A 17088-nucleotide genomic window follows, 5' to 3' on the forward strand; every position below is an offset into this window, starting at 1 on the left:
TCACAACCAATTCTTGCGCCGGAGTAGCCACCACAGGAACACCACCGATCCGAGTATGAGCAGCAGCGCTAGATAGTAGCCGTACTTGAGGCCGAGTTCGGGCATGTATTCAAAGTTCATGCCGTAGATACCGGCGATCACGGTGGGGACGGCGGCCATGATTGCGACGGAGGATATCTTTCGCATGTCGTCATTCTCCTGGAGTGTGATCTTTGCTACACCCGCATCTATCAGTGCGGAAAGTCGTTCATCAAGACCCCGGACATTGTCGACGGCCAGTAACTCGTGGTCGAGCACATCCCGGAAGTACCGGATGAGTTCACCGGGCAGCATGTCGTTGTTACGTTCGAGCAGTAACCGGAGTGCGGCGGCGAGCGGATCGATCGAGTGCCGCATCTCGAGTATCTCTCGTTTGAGCATGTAGATGGTCTGGATATCGAATCGTTCGTTCGGGGTGAATACCTCGGCCTCCAGTTCGTCGACGTCTGCGGCGAGTTCACCGCTGATCCGGACGTATTCGTCGACGGCGGCGTCCATGATCATCCAGGCAACGGATGAGGGGCCGAGAGCTGTCTGTTCGGGATCCTCCTCCACGCGTTTGCGTAGGCCCTTGATATTTGAGGGTTTCCCGTGTCGGACGGTGATGATGAAATCGGGCCCGAGGATCATCTGGATCTCACCGGTCTCAATGATCTCCGAGGCGTCGTTTACTGACTCATGTTCCTTGAACATCACTGAACGTACGACCATGAACAACTGCTGGTCGTATCGTTCCACTTTGGGACGCTGATGAGCATTGACCGCATCATCGACGATGAGCTCGTGAATGTTGAACGCGTCAGCGATCTCCATCATCTGGCGTTCATTGGGCTCCAGGAGACCGAGCCAGACCCAGCCACGGCCCTCGTTCCGGACATGCCGGAGTGCACTGCGGTAGGTGTGCCGGTGACCGTCGTCCTCTCCGTCGACGTACACGGTGCAGCGTTCGATCGCTTCCTCGACCGGGGCATCCGGATGCATCGGAGAAGGGGAGACCTTGTCGGCGGGAGAAGTCCTGGGTTTGAGGACACGACGAATACTGGGCATCGGGCTTGGGTCTCCTTCTGGCGGTGCGGGCGGGTCGAGTTGGCACGGAAGGGGCTCCGGGCACCGTTGATCAGCAGTGAGTGTACCGAGTTCCGATGCGCGTACAACATCCTTCGGGAGGGAAATTGGGCGCATCATGCGCTATCCGCAGTAGAGTGGTCTCCCGAGAGCTGAAACGGGGTGTCGGCGATGCCCGAATAACGTGTACCGCCACGAAGCTGTCCCGTACTATCCAGGAGACTTCATGATGCACGCTGACTCACGCCAGGTTTTGCGATGGGTACGCCGGGTTGTTCTGGCTTCGGTGGTCGGTGCCCCTCTCCTGTCCGCCTGCGCGCCCGAACCCGCAGCCCCTCCCGGGGAATCAGAGTTCCGGCCCGTGCAGATATCCGTGAACTCCTCGTCGATTGAGCAGCGGATACTCGGCGAGATGTATCAGCGGACGCTACGGTCCCATCAGCGTGATGCGTACCTGACTCTGGAGACCGCGTCGAATGACAACCAGCGTATCGAGAGGCTCAATGAGCGGAGAGCTGACCTCGTGGTGGGATGCACTGGAGAATTGCTCCATCAGCTCAACCCCGTGGCTGCGGCTGAACTCTCCAGGGAGTACACGGCTGCTGTTGAATCAGGTGAGGTCGACAGAAATTCGGGGGAATGGCGGGAGAAGGTGTATGCGGCGATGGTGGGTTCGCTTCCCGGCAACATGATGGCGACCGATCCGTCGAATGCGCTGGGATGCGAGAACTATGACGGTCCGGAACTGCCGCAGAACATTGTGCCCGTATACCGGAAACCGATGCTCGACCGTCGGGACCGGCTCATCCTTAATTCCGTTGGCGGTACGATCTCGACCGCTGACATCCGTGAGTTGACAGGTAAGGCCATGGACTCCAACTCGGTATCTGCCGCAGTGGTTCCGTACCTGCAGGCTGAGGGGTTATAGGTACGGAGTGCATCGCGATCAACCGAGGCAAGAACCGGAAAGCATCGTGAACGGAAAGACCCCGCCCCACTGAAAACGTGAGGGCGGGGTCTTTCCGTTCGCCGGGTTCTCGCTCTCTCAGGCGTCCGGTGCGAATGCCGATTCGATGAGCTGCTGCTGCTCGAACTGATGGACCTTCGAGATGCCGGTCGAGGTCGAGGACTGCGCACGGCGGGAGATCCTCTTCAGCGGCGGCATGTCCGGGACCCGCTCTGGGAGGTTGAGGGCGAGGAACGGCCAGGCTCCCTGGTTAGCGGGCTCATCCTGGCAGAACCGGACTTCGGTGGCGTTCGGGTAGAACTCGAATGCCTCCTTGAGTCGGTTGTGCGGTATCGGGTGATACATCTCCAACCTGATGATCGCGACGTCTTCGCGGCCGTCCTTCTTCCGGCGCTTCTCCAACTCGTAGTAGAGCTTGCCGGAGACCAGCAGAATGGTGGTGACCTTGTCGACATCACCGATGACGTTGTTGTCGCGGTCGACGAGACGTGGGTCGTTGATCACGGAGCGGAACTTGCGTACCTCGGTGAAATCCTCGACGGGGCTTGCCGCGTCCTTCATCCGCAGCATCGACTTCGGAGTGAATACAACCAATGGGCGATGGAGTTCGCTCAGTGCGTGGCGACGCAGCAGATGGAAGTAGTTCGCCGGGGTCGACGGCTGTGCGACGGTCATGGAACCCTCCGCGCACAGTTGCAGGTAGCGCTCGATGCGCGCAGAGGAATGGTCCGGTCCCATGCCCTCGTAGCCGTGCGGTAGAAGCAGGATGACCCCGGAGGTCTGCCCCCATTTGGCTTCGCCGGAGGATACGTACTCGTCGATGATGGTCTGCGCACCGTTGGCAAAGTCACCGAACTGTGCCTCCCAGGCGACAACGGCATCCGGGTTACCCACGGAGTAACCGTATTCGAAGCCCATACCCGCATATTCGGTGAGTGCGGAATTATAGACGAGGAATTTACCGTTGCCCTTCGACTGAGCGAGTGCATTGAGTGGGTTGTAGTCCTCGGAGGTCTTCGGGTCGATGAGAACGGCGTGGCGCTGGGTGAACGTACCACGGCGGGAATCCTCGCCAGCGAGACGCACGAGTTTGCCGGAGTTCGCGAGAGATGAGAAGGCGATGAGCTCGCCCCAACCCCAGTCTATGCCGCCCTCATGGACGCTCTCCATGCGTTTCTTCACTACCGGCTGGACACGCGGGTGGATGGTGAAACCTTCCGGGGTCCTACCGAAGGCGTCCCCAATCTCGAGGATGTCGGCCTTGGTGATGGAGGTATCCAACCCGTGCGGTAGTTTCTGGGAGCTCGTGATTCCCTCTTGAGCGGAGGCCTGCTTCTTACCGGCCTGCTTAACCTCGTTGAAGACGGACTCCATCTGATCGTGGAAGTCACGGATGACGGCCTCGGCGTCCTCGGATGAGAGGTCACCACGGCCGAGAAGATCCTCGGTGTACCGGGTACGGACGGTGTCCCGGTTGTCGATGATCTCGTACATCTGCGGCTGCGTCATCGACGGGTCATCGGCTTCGTTGTGTCCGCGACGACGGTAGCAGACGAGGTCGATGAAGACGTCCTTGCCGAACCTGCGGCGATACTCGGTGGCGAGGCGCCCGACCCACACGACGGCTTCGGGATCATCGCCGTTGACGTGGAACACTGGGCAACCGAATCCCTTGGCGATGTCCGTGGCGTAGTGCATTGAACGGGCGGAGTCGGGGGTCGTGGTGAAGCCGATCTGGTTGTTCACCACGATGTGGATGGTGCCACCCACGGTGTACCCGCGGAGCTGCGCGAGGTTAATGGTCTCAGGGACGATACCGAGGCCCGCGAAAGCTGCGTCACCGTGGAGCAGTAGCGGGACAACGGAGTAGCCGTCCTCCCCCTTGTCGAGGATGTCCTGTTTGGCGCGGGCGATACCCTCCATGACCGGGTTCACGGCCTCGAGGTGGGAGGGATTTGCTGTGAGGGAGACCTTGATCTCACCATCACCAAACATCTGTATGTGCTGCCCCTCGGCTCCGAGGTGGTACTTCACATCACCGGAGCCGCCGGCCTGGGCCGGGTCGAAGTTACCCTCGAACTCGTTGAACAGGTTACGGAGCGGTTTGCCGACGATGTTGGCGAGGACGTTGAGCCGGCCGCGGTGCGGCATACCGATGACGACTTCGTCGAGTCCCTGTCCGGCGGCGGTGTCGATGCAGGCGTCCATGAGGGGAATCAGGCTCTCGGCCCCTTCGAGGGAGAACCGCTTCTGCCCTACATACTTGGTCTGGAGGAAGTTCTCGAAGGCCTCCGCTGCGTTGAGCTTCTGGAGGATGTATTTCTGCTCTGCGCCAGTGGGTTTGTTGATGCCCGCCTCGAGACGGTCCTGCAGCCAGGTTCGTTCGTCACGGTCGAGGATGTGTGTGTACTCGGAACCGACCTTGAGGGTGTACGCCTGCCGGAGGGTCGTCAGAACCTCCCGTAGGGTCATCTGCTCGCGGCCGGCGAACCCGCCGACGGAGAACTTCCGGTCGAGATCCCACAGTGTCAGGCCATGGGTGGCTATGTCGAGGTCGCGGTGATCCGGGATCGGCACCCCGGGCTGGTTCCAGTGCAATGGGTTGGTATCGGCGATCAGGTGACCACGCGAGCGATACGCCTCGATGAGCTGCATGACACGGGTGTTCTTGTCCACTCCGGTGTTCGGGATGTCCTGACGCCAGCGCATCGGCGTGTAGGGAACCTGCATGCAGTCGAAGATGTGGTCCCAGAATGCGTCATCGGTGAGGAGCTGGCTCATTGTGCGCAGGAACTCACCCGATTCCGCCCCCTGGATGATGCGGTGATCGTATGTGGAGGTGATGGTGACAAGTTTGCCGACACCAAGTTCCGCTAGACGGTCCTCCGAGGCACCGGCGAACTCCGCCGGGTAGTCCATCGAACCGACACCGATGATCGCTCCCTGCCCCTTGGTGAGGCGCGGGACCGAGTGCCGTGTCCCGATACCGCCCGGGTTTGTCAGCGTGATGGTGACGCCGGAGAAGTCCCTACCGGTCAGCTTTCCCTTGCGGCCGCGAGCGACGATGTCTTCGTAGGCATCGACGAACTCGGAGAAGGAGAGGTGCTCGCACTCCCGGATGGCCGCGACGACCAGTGCACGGGAGCCGTCCTTCTGCGGAAGATCGATGGCGAGGCCGAGGTTGATGTGTTCGTGGGCGACCATGGTCGGCTTGCCGTCGATGACATCGTAGGAGTTGTTCATCGCGGGATGTGCCATGGTGGCTTTGACCATCGCGTAGCCGATGATGTGGGTGAAGGAGATCTTTCCACCACGGGTACGGCGCAACTGGTCATTGACCATCGCGCGGTTTTCGAACATGAGCCGTGCGGGCATGTCGCGCACGGATGTTGCGGTGGGGACCTCAAGGGAGAGATCCATGTTCTTCGCGATGGCCTTCGCGATCCCCGTCAGTTGCTGCTTACCGGCCTCGGGGAGATCACCGATGCGGCCCAGCGGGGACTTCGAGAGCCGTTCTGCGGCGCTGTCCCGCGAATGGGTCGAAGAGCCCTCCCACTTCGGCGCGTGATCGCGTGCCTTGGCGGCGGGAGCCTTAGGCTTCTCCTTCTCAGCTTGGATACCTATCCCCTTTTCAGGGGCAGTTGGCTGTGAAGATGCCGCACTGACCGCGGGGGCCTGTGCTCGCTTGCCGGACGTTGGCTCAGCGGGCTTCTGCACGGCTGCAGCGGGGGTTTTTTCGGGGGTGCTTGAAGGGGCACCTTGTGTCTCGAAATAGTCCCGCCATTCCTTGTCCACGGACCCGGGGTCCTTCTGGAACTGCTGGAACATCTCGTCTACCAGCCACTGGTTCTGGCCGAAAGTACTAGCGCTGCTCACGGCAGGTGCTCGCCTCATTTCCTTGGTTAACCTACGTCAGTATGTCCACTGTAGTCGTTGACTACAGGCTAGTTGCCGCAACCCCGTTCTGTCGCATCGTCGCGACGTGGGATCGATCTGAATCGTGCCGCGGCGGGAGCGGGGACACATCAATACGGACACCGCACCGCGCTCACGTTACCGTTTTCCGGTGTCCGGTGCTGAGCGAACGTACCGAAGACCGACGGCTCCGACACGTGTGGCCGCCTCCCACATGTCGCGGTAGAGGGTGTCGCTCTCCAACAATTCGGTGTGCACTCCGTCCTCGATGATTCGGCCCCTGTCAATCACGAGGATTCGGTCGGCCCGCGCGGCGGTCGCAAGCCGATGCGCGACGATGACCGCGGTACGTCCTCCGGTGACACGTTCCGCAGCGGAGAGAACCGCGGCCTCGGTGGCGGGATCGAGGGTGGCTGTTGCCTCATCGAGAAGCAGCAGCTTCGGTTCAACGAGTTCAGCTCTGGCTAGAGCGATCAACTGACGTTGTCCTGAGCTTAGGCCCCGCCCACGTTCACCGACGGGATGATTGAAACCGGCCGGTAAACGAGCGATGGCGGATAGGGCTCCCACCCGTCGTGCTGCGTCAGTGATCGTGGCACGGTCGACTCCGGGACGGCCGTACGAGATGTTTTCCGCGATTGTGCCGGTGAAAAGATGCGGTTCCTGTGGGACCAGGCCGATCTGGTGATGCCACTGCGACAGCGGAAAATCCCGAATATCGACACCGGAGGCTCGGACGGAACCCGCGACCGGATCGTGGAACCGGGCGAGCAATTTGATCAGGGTTGACTTTCCTGCACCAGTCGGACCGACCACCGCCACCGTTTTCCCAGGTTCGAAATGCAGGTTGAGACCTTCTGTGACGACCCGGTCCCGTGAACCCGGGTATGCGAAAGAAACTGAATCGAGGGAAATCGGCCCGGATGCGGCTGCTTCGCACCCCTCCCGGCGACCGGTGTCCGGGACATCATTCCGTGTCGAGAGGAAATCGGTGATGCGAGTCAAGCCGACGGATGCCTGCTGGTAACTGTCGAAGATCTGGCTTAACTGCTGAATTGGGCTAAACAACTGTCCGATGTACATGATGAAGGCGACCAGGACGCCTGCGCTGATCATCCCCTCCATCACGAGACCCGCACCGACACCGAGCACCATGGCTTGGGATAGTTCGGAGACCAACGCGATACCAGGGAAATAGAGTGCTACGGCGATCTGGGCGCGGACTCGCGTCCGCCGGTAGGCGTCGGCGCGTGAAATGAAGGTAGCGAGGCGGTGCTCCTCGGTACAGTGCATCTGGACCGTACGTAAACCGGTAACGGACTCCTGGAAGTCGGCGTTGACCGTGCTCACCTGCTCTCGTGCCCGGGTGTAGAGGCGGGCCGAGATAGTCCGGAAGATGATGGTCGCGATGATGATGACGGGCACTGACCAGAATGCCCAGAGGGCGAGAACCGGGTCGGTGGCTACCAGAACAGTGCCGATGCCGACCAGTGTCCCGATCGCCACCACGGATTGGGCCAAGCCGGTCTGAAGGAAGGAACTCAGAGCGTCGATGTCGGTGGTCATCCGGGTCATGATCCTTCCGGACATGGTCGACTCAAAATAGGAGAGTCCCAGTCGCTGCAGGTGTGCGTAGGAGCGGAGTCGCAAGCCGAACAGCAGGCGCTCCCCGGTTCTGGCCGTCAACACCGTACGCCATACGGCGGCGAACCACGCGATGAATACGACACCTCCGCCAGCAGCCGATGCCCACCACAGTGCTGTCGTATCGCCCCCGATGACTCCGTCGTCGACAGCCGTTCTGACCAGGCTTGGGAACGCCAGATCCGTCGCGACAGCGACGAATAGGAGGATGATCACCGCGCAGGTCAGACCACGGGCCTGACGGAGAAGCGTTCGGAGAGAAAACTCCCCGATGTCCGCACGCAGAGGTCGGCAATCGATTCCCGGGTCTTCAGTCGCCGGAGGAAGGTCCTCGACCTCTGCGAGGAGCCGGGCACTGGGTGGTACCGTCCCGATACCGCGCCCCCACCCTCCGGCGGTTGGAACCGCACGGGCGATCCCGGGGCTGGGATTCCACCGAACCCCGTTATCGGCCCGGACCTTCGGCCAGAGGTCTTCGTCATCCGGTTCATTTGCGCTGCAGAGCTCAGATGCTGGTCCACACCCGGTATGTGGGGGCCTCAGCGCAAGGTCCATGAGCTCCGCGAAACGGGGGGCGGTACTCATCTCCTCCAACGTCCCCGACTCGATCACTCGACCATCGAACATGAGAGCGACCTTATCGGAGAGCTCGAGCGTGGAACTGCGGTGCGCGACCGTCAGTACGGTGACATCAGGGAGATAGTCCTTGAGCGCCCGGTAGATGGCTGCCTCGGTGATTGCATCCACTGCGGAGGTTGCGTCGTCGAGGACCAGCACTCGCGGGTGTGCGAGCAGTGCCCGTGCGAGTGCGATGCGCTGACGCTGACCACCGGACAGCGTGAGTCCCCTCTCCCCTACAGGGGTGTCGTATCCGTGTTCGAGGTCCATGATGAACTCGTGTGCCTGCGCTGCGCGGGCTGCGGCGAGCACCTCGTCATCCCCGACGGAGTGATCCCCAGCACCTACCGCAATGTTCTCTCGAACCGTAGCGGAGTAGAGGAAGGGCTCGTCGAAGACACATACGAGATCTGAACGGAGATCCTGGAGGTCGATCTCCGCGAAACCGGTGTCCGGTTGCCCCGGTGCTGTGAACAGGATACGGCCGGAGTCCGGGCAGTAGAAGCCACCCAGCAGATGAACGAGCATCGTTTTACCGGATCCGGGAGGACCGACCACCGCCACCGTCGACCCTCTGGGTACATCGAGGGATAGTCCAGAGAGGATCTGACGTTCGCCGTCGGAAAACGTGACCTCCTCCATCCGTAGTCCGAGTGGACCCGCTGGTACCCGCGATCCGATGTCGGTCACGGCGATAGCATCAGCAGGCCGGAGGTCGATCACCTCGAAGACCCGTTGCACCGAGCTTGCCCCCATCTGCAGGCGGACAACTGTTGCGGTGAGTACCCGTGCAACGGTGGTGAGGGTCGTCAGATAAGTGGAGAAGGCCACGAACGTACCCACCGTGATGCCGCCGTGCAGTGCGAGCCAGCCACCAAAGGCGATGTTCACGACCAGTGCGATCATAGGTAACTGGTCCAGCGCGGGTTGGAACCGCGCGTTGATGCGGGCGGCGCGCATGCGGTGGGCGTAGAGCTCGCGTCCCGCCTTGTCCATCCGGGAGATCTCGTTCTCTTCCTGTCCGAAAGCCTTGACAACCCGAACTCCGGTTACCGTTTCCTCGACACGGGTCGCCAGGTCCGCAGCCTTCTGCTGTGCAGACCAGGTGGAGGCGAAGAGACTCCGTCTGCCTCGTGCACCGAGCAGAACAACGACCGGTAGCGTTGCCAAGGCGACGAGTGCGAGAAGCGGTGACAACCAGAGCATCCCGACCATTGTCAGAAGAAGTTTCAGGATGTTGCCGAATGTCAACGGCAGAATCGCCAGAAGTCCCTGCACCGTGTTGATGTCTGAGATCGACCGACTCACCACCTGTCCAGTGTGCAGTGCGTCCTGTCCCGGACCATCCAACTTCAGCAAGGACTCCAGAAGTCGGACCCGGAGTCTCCGCTGGGTCTCCAACGCCACGGCACCGGCGGTGAACCGGCGGGCAAACTGAAAGAGGAAGCGTAGAACAGCCACGGTGCAGAGCATGATGACGACCGTGTTCAACGGAGTTATCCCGGGAAATAGGCCGGGTACTCTTTCCCCCGGGTGAATCCCGAGCGCGATGTCGACGGCATCTCGGGTAAGCAGGGGAGTGGCCGTCTCGAACAGGGTCACCAGGATCGTCGCCACAAGAGCGGTCACCGCCGGGATCCGGCGCTGGGTTGCTGCGCGGAGAAGCCGGAGTAGGGCCGAGCGGATTCCCACACCGGGTGCACCCGTATGGTCGACTGACGTCATGGTGACCGATCCTCCTGCCGTGGTTTCTTCGGACCAATCATCCCAGACCGGCCGACCTCGGGTTGTCTCCGGGGCGGGTGCGGAGAATGACGAAGGCACCGCCCCCCGGTGATGGGGTGCGGTGCCGGTAAAGAGAAGCGGGGTGCGCTATTCTCGCTCATCCGAGTTGTCGGCTTCAGCCAGATCACGGGCGATCTCGGCGGGTACGTCGATGTCCTCGGGGACATCATCAGGGATCGGCGTTGAGAACTCCGCGGGCAGACCACCGAGTGATTCACCGACGTTGGATACGACCTTGTCCGCGAGACGATGGTTTGCGAAAGAACCGACGACCGCACCGATGCCCAACGGCATGATCTTGCCGAACCATGCACGACGGAGTTTCTTGCCCATCGTCTTCACCGCGAGATTGACCATGCGATTGTTCACGTTGGTGAGCTTCGCACCTGAGAAACTCGACAGCGCTGTGGTGAATGAGCGGCTGCCCGCCCCCGCGGACAGATCACCGACTGCAGCGTCGACGAGTGCAGTTCCGGAAGATCCGGTGAGCGCGACGAGAATCAGCGCCCGACGGCGTTCCGGATCGTGGATGTCCACACCGCGGAGTCTCGCGGACGCCATGGTGTAGAACGCGGCGAGGTCGAGGAAGACGAGCGACTCCACCCCGATCGCCGCGGCACCGGTGATCAGCCCGATCCCCGGAACAGCGGCAGCGACTCCCGCTGCACCACCGGAACCGGTGGCCAGGACGGAGAAATGTTTGTCGATGGCCTTCTGCAGCTCCCGCGGATTGAGGTCAGGATTCTTTGCACGCATCCAGTCCACGTACCTGGCGATCGTGTCTGCCTGGATATGTACGGCCTTGTCCAGTCCTGAGATCAGCATCCGGCCTGTTGCTCCGGTACGGCCTTCCAGTGCCTTCGGGTCGGAACCGACGGCGTCGGTTACGGGACGGTTATCCTGTGTGTCGTTCTTGTCTTTTCCGAAGAGTCCAAAGAGACCCATGGGTGTCACTCACTCATTTCTTGTGTTTGTGGGTGGCCCCGGCAGAGGTTGAGCCGGGGTGCGCCAGAATCTCGGCGTCGGTGGTGCGCTACATCGTAGATGCCACCGGAAGTTGGTGCGACACAAGCAGCATATGACCGAATAATTGCTACCATTTCGTGTCCGAACGGTGACAGTTACCGGTGGGCGATTCGCCCCGGTTCCTGCCCGGAGAGCCTGCTGCCTGCGACTTTATATCCGGCGGCCGGGTCGATTCCCCGGTGGCTGTCGGGATTACTACGGTGTAGGGCAATGGACGATATCACAGTCACCACTGCAGGACTCGTACGTGGCACCGTGCTGTCGGGAATACGTACCTGGCGCGGTGTGCCCTATGGATCCGACACCTCCGGAGAATTCCGATGGCGGGCCCCCACGAGCCCAGAACCATGGAGAGGAGTACGGGATTGTGTTGAATTTGGGCCGGTCGCGCCCCAGCCCGAATACTCCTACAAGGACTCGGTCCGAGGAGCCGAGGACTGCCTGAATCTCGACATCGTACGACCGGACACCGAGGAAGACGGGCTTCCCGTCGTCGTCTACTTCCATGGCGGATCCTTCATCGTGGGGTCCTCCCACGAAACGATGTTGCGCGGGTACAATTTCGTCCGAAACCTCGACGTCGTCTACGTCTCCGTCAATTTCCGGCTGGGTGTCTTCGGGTACCTTGACCTCCGCAGCCTCGGAGACGGCGATTGCGTCGCCAATCCCGCTGTGCATGACCAGCTACTCGCCCTAAACTGGGTCAACCGGAACATCGAGGCTTTTGGTGGCGATCCCGGCAATGTCACGCTCATGGGGGAATCTGCGGGTGGGGCGGCGGTGACGACGTTGTTGTGTGTGCCTGCAGCGGAAGGTCTCTTCCACAAGGCCATCGTGCAGTCTGCTCCCGCCGCGACGTTGCACGCTCCCGTGCAGTCCGCGTATTGGGCACAGCAACTTGTTACGTCGATGGCCTTTCCCCTGGAAACCACCTGCGGTCAACTTCGTTTCGAAGACGCCGGTGACTTGGTCCGTGCCGGGCAGTCGATGATGTGGCGTTCCCGGGAATTGCTTCAGCTCAATTCCTGTTATGGCCCGACCGTGGACGGGGACCTACTTCCGGAGCATCCGTTTGACACCTTCGCAGCGGGCCGCCAGAACAAGGTTCCTCTGCTCATCGGCACGAACAACGACGAAGCTTCGGTGACGAAGCTCCTCTACATCAGACAGAACGCACGGAGCAGGGCTGCTGCCCGGATGCTGGATGCCTACGACCACTCGAATTCTGCGGCAGTTCTTCAGGCGTACAACGGGGCCATCGAAAGATCCGACTTCGCCAGGATGGTTACCGACGCTGTGTTTTGGGCACCGTCGCTCCGGATCGCGGAGAATCATTCCCGTTGCGTCGACACTTGGATGTACAGGTTCGACTATGCCCCGGCGGCATTGCGGTGGATCGGCCTCGGTGCGATGCACTCATTTGAACTCACTGCGGTTTTCGCAGCACACAAGGAGTCCCGGACCCGCAGCATCACCCGTTTCGGTGGTGTGGAGGACTTGAGTGGGGTGACCACTGAGATGCAAGCCTATTGGGGAAATTTCATCCATCACTCAGTTCCGGGGTCTGGATGGCCCCGGTACCGGTTGGGAGGAGACAATGGTCCCGGACGTGCGACCCGGATCTTCGATGCTCGATCTCATGTAACCTATGATCCACGTTCCCGCCTCCGGCAGGCATGGAGTGACTACGACATGAGGGAATGGGGGGCAGGGCGCCCGGATATGCTGGACATTCGGGGGGTGTCGCCGGAGGCGACGAAACCTGGGTGATCGGGTCAGAGGGCGCGGGAAGATCAAGTTGTCGCAGGAGGTACCGGATGGATGGCGTGTTCGCCCGGCTGCTCGCGGACCATCCGCGCTTTCGTGCAGCGGTTGAACCCGGTGACGGCAGTCGTCCCCTCACCGTGGGAGAAGCTGCGGAGTCGGATGTCATAGAACGGGCGGTCGCCGCCGCCGGACAGCTTTTCGGAGTTAGCGATCCGAGACATGGGGGCCAATTGTGGTGGTTTTCCGCCGTGAACTCCATCGTCGGTCCATCGGTGACGGTAATGGTCGGGTATGACTGTGTTCCCGACCTCGACCTTGATCGAGGAGAACTGTTTCTCAGTGGCACCGTTGAACGGTACGGAGACCCCGGGGAAGGATTCTGGATCGGTTTCACGCCAGGTCGTGTCGGTGCGGGGTCGGCGGTTGCGTGGCGAGCGGCGGGGAGGGATCTCGCCCGTTCTGTCAAGCCGGTGGTGTGTGCGATCTCCCGGAATACGGGAGTCCGGTCGGCCCCGCTCTGGGCCGTGGCCGCCGACGGCCTCGCCCAGGCTGCGGTGGAAGCAGGAAACGAGGTGTTCGATCCGTATCTCGGTGTTCGTGTAGCCGGTGAACTGGTGGCAGGACTGGCCGCCGGTGTTCCGGATGGTGTCGTGGTACCCGAGCCCCGTTTTCTCGACATCATCGGGGGGCGTATTTTCCCGACCGACATGGCGGCGGTGTCTGCTGGAGATGAGCCTGATGATGTCCGCACGGTGGTGAAGAGAGCCTCGTGCTGCATGATCTATCATTCGCCGACGGTGGGGAAGTGTCTGTCTTGCCCTCGGCAGGAGCCAGATGAACGGGAGCGGAAGTTGCTCTCCGCATTCGGCGGTTAGCTGCTGAACGGGGGAGGGGCTCGGTGCGTCCGTCGGTGTGACGCACCGCGTCATGCTTTGCGGCACTAGGCTGTCAGGTGTTCCGGCGATTGAGTCCGGATCCGGGTGTCGAAGGAGCATTGAGGTTCCCGGCGCCCACTACACAAACGCCAGCCACCGGAAGGGTGCATCACCTACATGAGCTTCTATGAGGATCTTGCCGCCGCCCTGGACGCCGAGGGGATTGAATCGCGCGTCAACGATGACACCTTGTTCGTACCGATCTCGTCCGGTGTCGAGATCCAGTTCGATGTGACCAATGAACTGCTTCCTGCAGCGAACATCTACATCGCAGCGGCACCGGATGCCGCTGTCACCGACCCCGCGCTGGCCGGTGACGAGGAGGAGTTTGAGGCGGTCCTCGTATCAGCGGTTTTCTCGGTTGATGCGGCGGTGGACGCGGTGCTTGACCACATGGCGACGGATGCGATCGTTGATCTTGTCGATGAACTCGTCACTGACCCGGACGGCCGTTTTGGGGAACTTCAGTTCACAGCAGTGGAGGGGGAACCGATCACTGTTCGTTCTCCTGCTGCCGAGAACTCCGAGCTCGACATCGTGATCGACATCGTTGACGGTGAACCAGTGGCTACCGTGACTCTCACGACGTTTGATCCGGACTTGGAGGCTCTGCTGGATGATCAGCTCAACGGGGTCGACGGACCTGTCGATGACGCGTTGATTGAGGAACTCATCGGGTACTTCATCGCAGAGGGGCTGATCCTCCCGGAACAGACTATGGGGCTAGGCGCCTATACGGATTTCAAGCGACTGCTCACGGTGATGCCCTTCATAGCCGAGCACGTCGCGGAATGGGAAGAGGAACTCTCCAGCACCGCCGATGACTACGATGACCTCTTTTTCGGGGAGCCCCGCGATGAGGACGGTGATGAGGAGGACGATCTCGAGGATTTCGATCTCGATGGCGTGGATGAGGAAGACCTTGGCAGGGATGTCACGGACGAATAGTGGCAGATAAGGTACGTTCCACGTGCCAACAGAAAGATTGGAGGGGCTTCTCCCGTCGGCTCAATCACACAGCCTCACCCTCCGATCCAGTGACCGCCACCGCTCATATGTGTATGTTCTCGCGGTCAGATCCGGTGGATGGTGATTTGTCGTGGAGGTTGTCTGAGAGTCTCGCATAACCGAACGGATAGTGTCCGCCAATATGTGGAAGGGGCGGGTGAGCTAACGTGGTCGTCGTATCGGGGGCGTACGGATTCCATTTGTCGTGTGCGGCTTCGTCGGATTCGGTGAAGGCCGTTATGCCCGGCACTGGCGTTCTCTTCCCGGAGGAGAGGGGACGTCGGGTGGTACGGCTGTACAACCTTGATAGAAGTGACCTACAGGGTTGGATCCCCGGTATTTCTTCCGTGTTGAACAGGCTCCGGCCACATGTGACGTGGTGGACATGAACCGCTCCTGAACCAAATATGTATTCGAACTTGGGGTTGGGGGTGGCGTCTGACACCTGGGGCGTTGACGAGTGTGTGAGTGGGGGCATTCGAGGTTAGCCTGAATGTGTGACGAGAGAGATTGCCGAGGATCGGCCAAGAACCCGTATTCCCGAGGAAATTTGGGTGCTCGTGTCCGCGGCATTCATCATCGCCGTGGGTTTCGGGCTCATAGCTCCGATTCTTCCTCAGTTCGCCCGGAGTTTCGGTGTCTCGATGGCGGCTGCTGGTCTTGTCGTCTCCGTGTTCGCGGCATCCAGACTCGTTTTCGCGCCGGTGTCGGGGCGGCTGGTCGATCGTATCGGCTCGCGGCGCGTCTATCTGACTGGACTCGTTACCGTTGCAGTCGCGACCGGGTTGATCGCCTTCGCCCGGGAGTACTGGCAGCTCGTCGCCCTCCGTGCGGTCGGGGGGATCGGATCCACGATGTTCACGGTGTCTGCGATGGGGTTGATCGTGAGAATCTCCCCGCCGGAGATACGGGGGCGCTCGTCGTCGGTCTATGCCACTGCATTTCTCACGGGATCAATCGTCGGACCCGTGATCGGTGCCGCCCTGTCGGTGCTGGGGATGCGTACCCCGTTCCTGATCTACGGGGCGGCTCTGTTTCTTGCAGCCTTCATTGTCTGGTGGAAACTCAGCGCGGTTGCGGTGTATGGCTATGACCACGACAACACGGCTCCGCCGATGCAGTTCGGGGAGGCGATCCGTGACTCAGCTTATCGAAGTGCGTTGATCGGTGGTTTTGCCAACGGATGGGCGAATCTCGGGGTCCGGATCGCGCTCCTGCCCTTGTTCGCGGCCGCAGCATTCCATACCGGGGGTGCAGTAGCGGGAATCGCGCTCGCTGCATTCGCGGTCGGGAATGCCTCTGCACTCCAGATTGCGGGTCGCCTTGCCGATCGGATCGGGAGAAAACCGCTCATCCTTGCAGGACTTGTGGTCAACGGGATTTTTACGGCGGCGATCGGACTGACCTCACAGCCCTGGACGCTTCTGGCGGTGTCGGTCGGGGCGGGTGTGGGAGCTGGGTTGTTCCTGCCCTCACAGCAGGCGACGCTGGCGGACATTATCGGCAACCACCGTTCGGGGGGGAAGGTGCTCGCCAACTTCCAGATGGCGCAGGATTTCGGAGCGATCGCCGGTCCTGTCATTGTGGGTGCCCTCGCGGACGCGCTCGGATACCGTGCCGCCTTTGCCGCGTGTGGTGCGGTGAGTCTGTTGGCTGCGTCCGCATGGTTCTTTGGTCGGGAGACCTTTGACGGAAAGCGGACGGTAGCGCCTGTGTCTACATCCTGATATCTGCCGGGCCCATTGGTTGAAGTGTCCGGTCGGGCAAGTGATGTGGGGTTACAGATAGCTAACTAATGAAATGTGATTGTCTACCCATCTTCCCAATGCCAGCGCGTTTTTTCTACAACCAGGTTAATGAAAAGCGTTTCTCATTGTTGAAACAACTTTGCAAAATTGGCAATTTTTTGATCGGACATTTCCGATGTGTTGGCCTGTATTTGGTTGGTATTCATTGAGCTATATATTTATATTTGCCGTGCAAATATCTGATTCCTGATCAAAGATCTTGCCGGGTTTCAAGGTTTGGTTTGTTAGCCCCCGTTGGGGGTTGTAGGCATTGATGGGGCAGTAGTTTCGTTCCATATTCCGGGAAGTTGCAGGTCTGAAGGTTGGCCCTGGGGTTGTGGGTGGGGTGGTCTCACGGTTGATGGCTTTGCGGTCGCGCATCATGGCCGATCTATGGGGTAGCTAAAGTACCCCCGCCTACCCCCGTTTTATCTCATGACCTGGGTCACAATGCACTCCTGACCAATTTATGTGACAGCCCTCACTTTATGCGTAAAACGCTGTTACAGTTTTGGTACCAGTAACACGGACG

The 17088-nt window shown here is 60.7% G+C and carries 9 protein-coding genes; 5 read left to right on the forward strand and 4 right to left on the reverse strand.

Annotated features, from left to right (window positions below; genetic code table 11):
• A complete protein-coding gene (locus QWU43_RS05405; RefSeq protein ID WP_370915121.1) occupies positions 1-1086 on the reverse strand; it encodes a magnesium and cobalt transport protein CorA in 1086 nt (361 codons plus the stop codon).
• Between the two features lie 244 nt (positions 1087-1330).
• Between QWU43_RS05405 and QWU43_RS05410 the strand changes: the two genes are divergently transcribed.
• Positions 1331-2032 carry a hypothetical protein gene (locus QWU43_RS05410; protein ID WP_370915120.1) on the forward strand — a complete coding sequence of 234 codons (702 nt, stop codon included), beginning with the start codon at positions 1331-1333 and terminating at the stop codon, positions 2030-2032.
• A gap of 117 nt (positions 2033-2149) precedes the next feature.
• On the opposite strand, the gene QWU43_RS05415 is transcribed toward QWU43_RS05410, so the two are convergent.
• The 3 genes from QWU43_RS05415 to QWU43_RS05425 form a co-directional block, all read right to left on the reverse strand.
• The gene (locus QWU43_RS05415) at positions 2150-5947 is read right to left on the reverse strand and encodes a multifunctional oxoglutarate decarboxylase/oxoglutarate dehydrogenase thiamine pyrophosphate-binding subunit/dihydrolipoyllysine-residue succinyltransferase subunit (RefSeq protein ID WP_370917326.1); all 3798 of its coding nucleotides are present in this window, start codon (positions 5945-5947) and stop codon (positions 2150-2152) included.
• A gap of 177 nt (positions 5948-6124) precedes the next feature.
• Positions 6125-9973, reverse strand: a complete 3849-nt coding sequence (locus tag QWU43_RS05420) for an ABC transporter ATP-binding protein (protein ID WP_370917327.1) — start codon at positions 9971-9973, stop codon at positions 6125-6127.
• A 147-nt stretch (positions 9974-10120) separates the two neighbouring features.
• Positions 10121-10978: a hypothetical protein gene (locus tag QWU43_RS05425; protein ID WP_370915117.1), complete on the reverse strand. Its 858-nt coding sequence runs from the start codon at positions 10976-10978 to the stop codon at positions 10121-10123.
• A gap of 291 nt (positions 10979-11269) precedes the next feature.
• On the opposite strand from QWU43_RS05425, the gene QWU43_RS05430 reads away from it, so the two are divergent.
• From QWU43_RS05430 to QWU43_RS05445, 4 genes are all read left to right on the forward strand, one after another.
• Positions 11270-12829, forward strand: coding sequence for a carboxylesterase/lipase family protein (locus QWU43_RS05430; RefSeq protein WP_370917328.1), 1560 nt, complete (start codon positions 11270-11272; stop codon positions 12827-12829).
• A 47-nt stretch (positions 12830-12876) separates the two neighbouring features.
• Complete coding sequence (locus QWU43_RS05435) at positions 12877-13701, forward strand: (2Fe-2S)-binding protein (RefSeq protein WP_370917329.1); 825 nt, start codon at positions 12877-12879, stop codon at positions 13699-13701.
• Positions 13702-13878: 177 nt separating this feature from the next.
• Positions 13879-14709, forward strand: coding sequence for a hypothetical protein (locus tag QWU43_RS05440; protein ID WP_370915114.1), 831 nt, complete (start codon positions 13879-13881; stop codon positions 14707-14709).
• A gap of 557 nt (positions 14710-15266) precedes the next feature.
• Positions 15267-16496 (forward strand): MFS transporter, encoded by a 1230-nt coding sequence (locus tag QWU43_RS05445; RefSeq protein WP_370917330.1) that lies wholly within the window; start codon positions 15267-15269, stop codon positions 16494-16496.
• The last annotated feature ends 592 nt before the right edge of the window (positions 16497-17088 follow it).

This window comes from Corynebacterium sp. CCM 9204, from assembly GCF_041357695.1.
Classification (GTDB): Bacteria; Actinomycetota; Actinomycetes; order Mycobacteriales; family Mycobacteriaceae; genus Corynebacterium.

Excerpts from the sequence above, each read along its gene's own strand:
- QWU43_RS05405 (WP_370915121.1), bottom strand. The coding sequence starts at position 1,086 with ATGCCCAGTATTCGTCGTGTCCTCAAACCCAGGACTTCTCCCGCCGAC.
- QWU43_RS05410 (WP_370915120.1), top strand. The coding sequence starts at position 1,331 with ATGATGCACGCTGACTCACGCCAGGTTTTGCGATGGGTACGCCGGGTT.
- QWU43_RS05420 (WP_370917327.1), bottom strand. The coding sequence starts at position 9,973 with ATGACGTCAGTCGACCATACGGGTGCACCCGGTGTGGGAATCCGCTCG.
- QWU43_RS05425 (WP_370915117.1), bottom strand. The coding sequence starts at position 10,978 with ATGGGTCTCTTTGGACTCTTCGGAAAAGACAAGAACGACACACAGGAT.
- QWU43_RS05430 (WP_370917328.1), top strand. The coding sequence starts at position 11,270 with ATGGACGATATCACAGTCACCACTGCAGGACTCGTACGTGGCACCGTG.
- QWU43_RS05435 (WP_370917329.1), top strand. The coding sequence starts at position 12,877 with ATGGATGGCGTGTTCGCCCGGCTGCTCGCGGACCATCCGCGCTTTCGT.
- QWU43_RS05440 (WP_370915114.1), top strand. The coding sequence starts at position 13,879 with ATGAGCTTCTATGAGGATCTTGCCGCCGCCCTGGACGCCGAGGGGATT.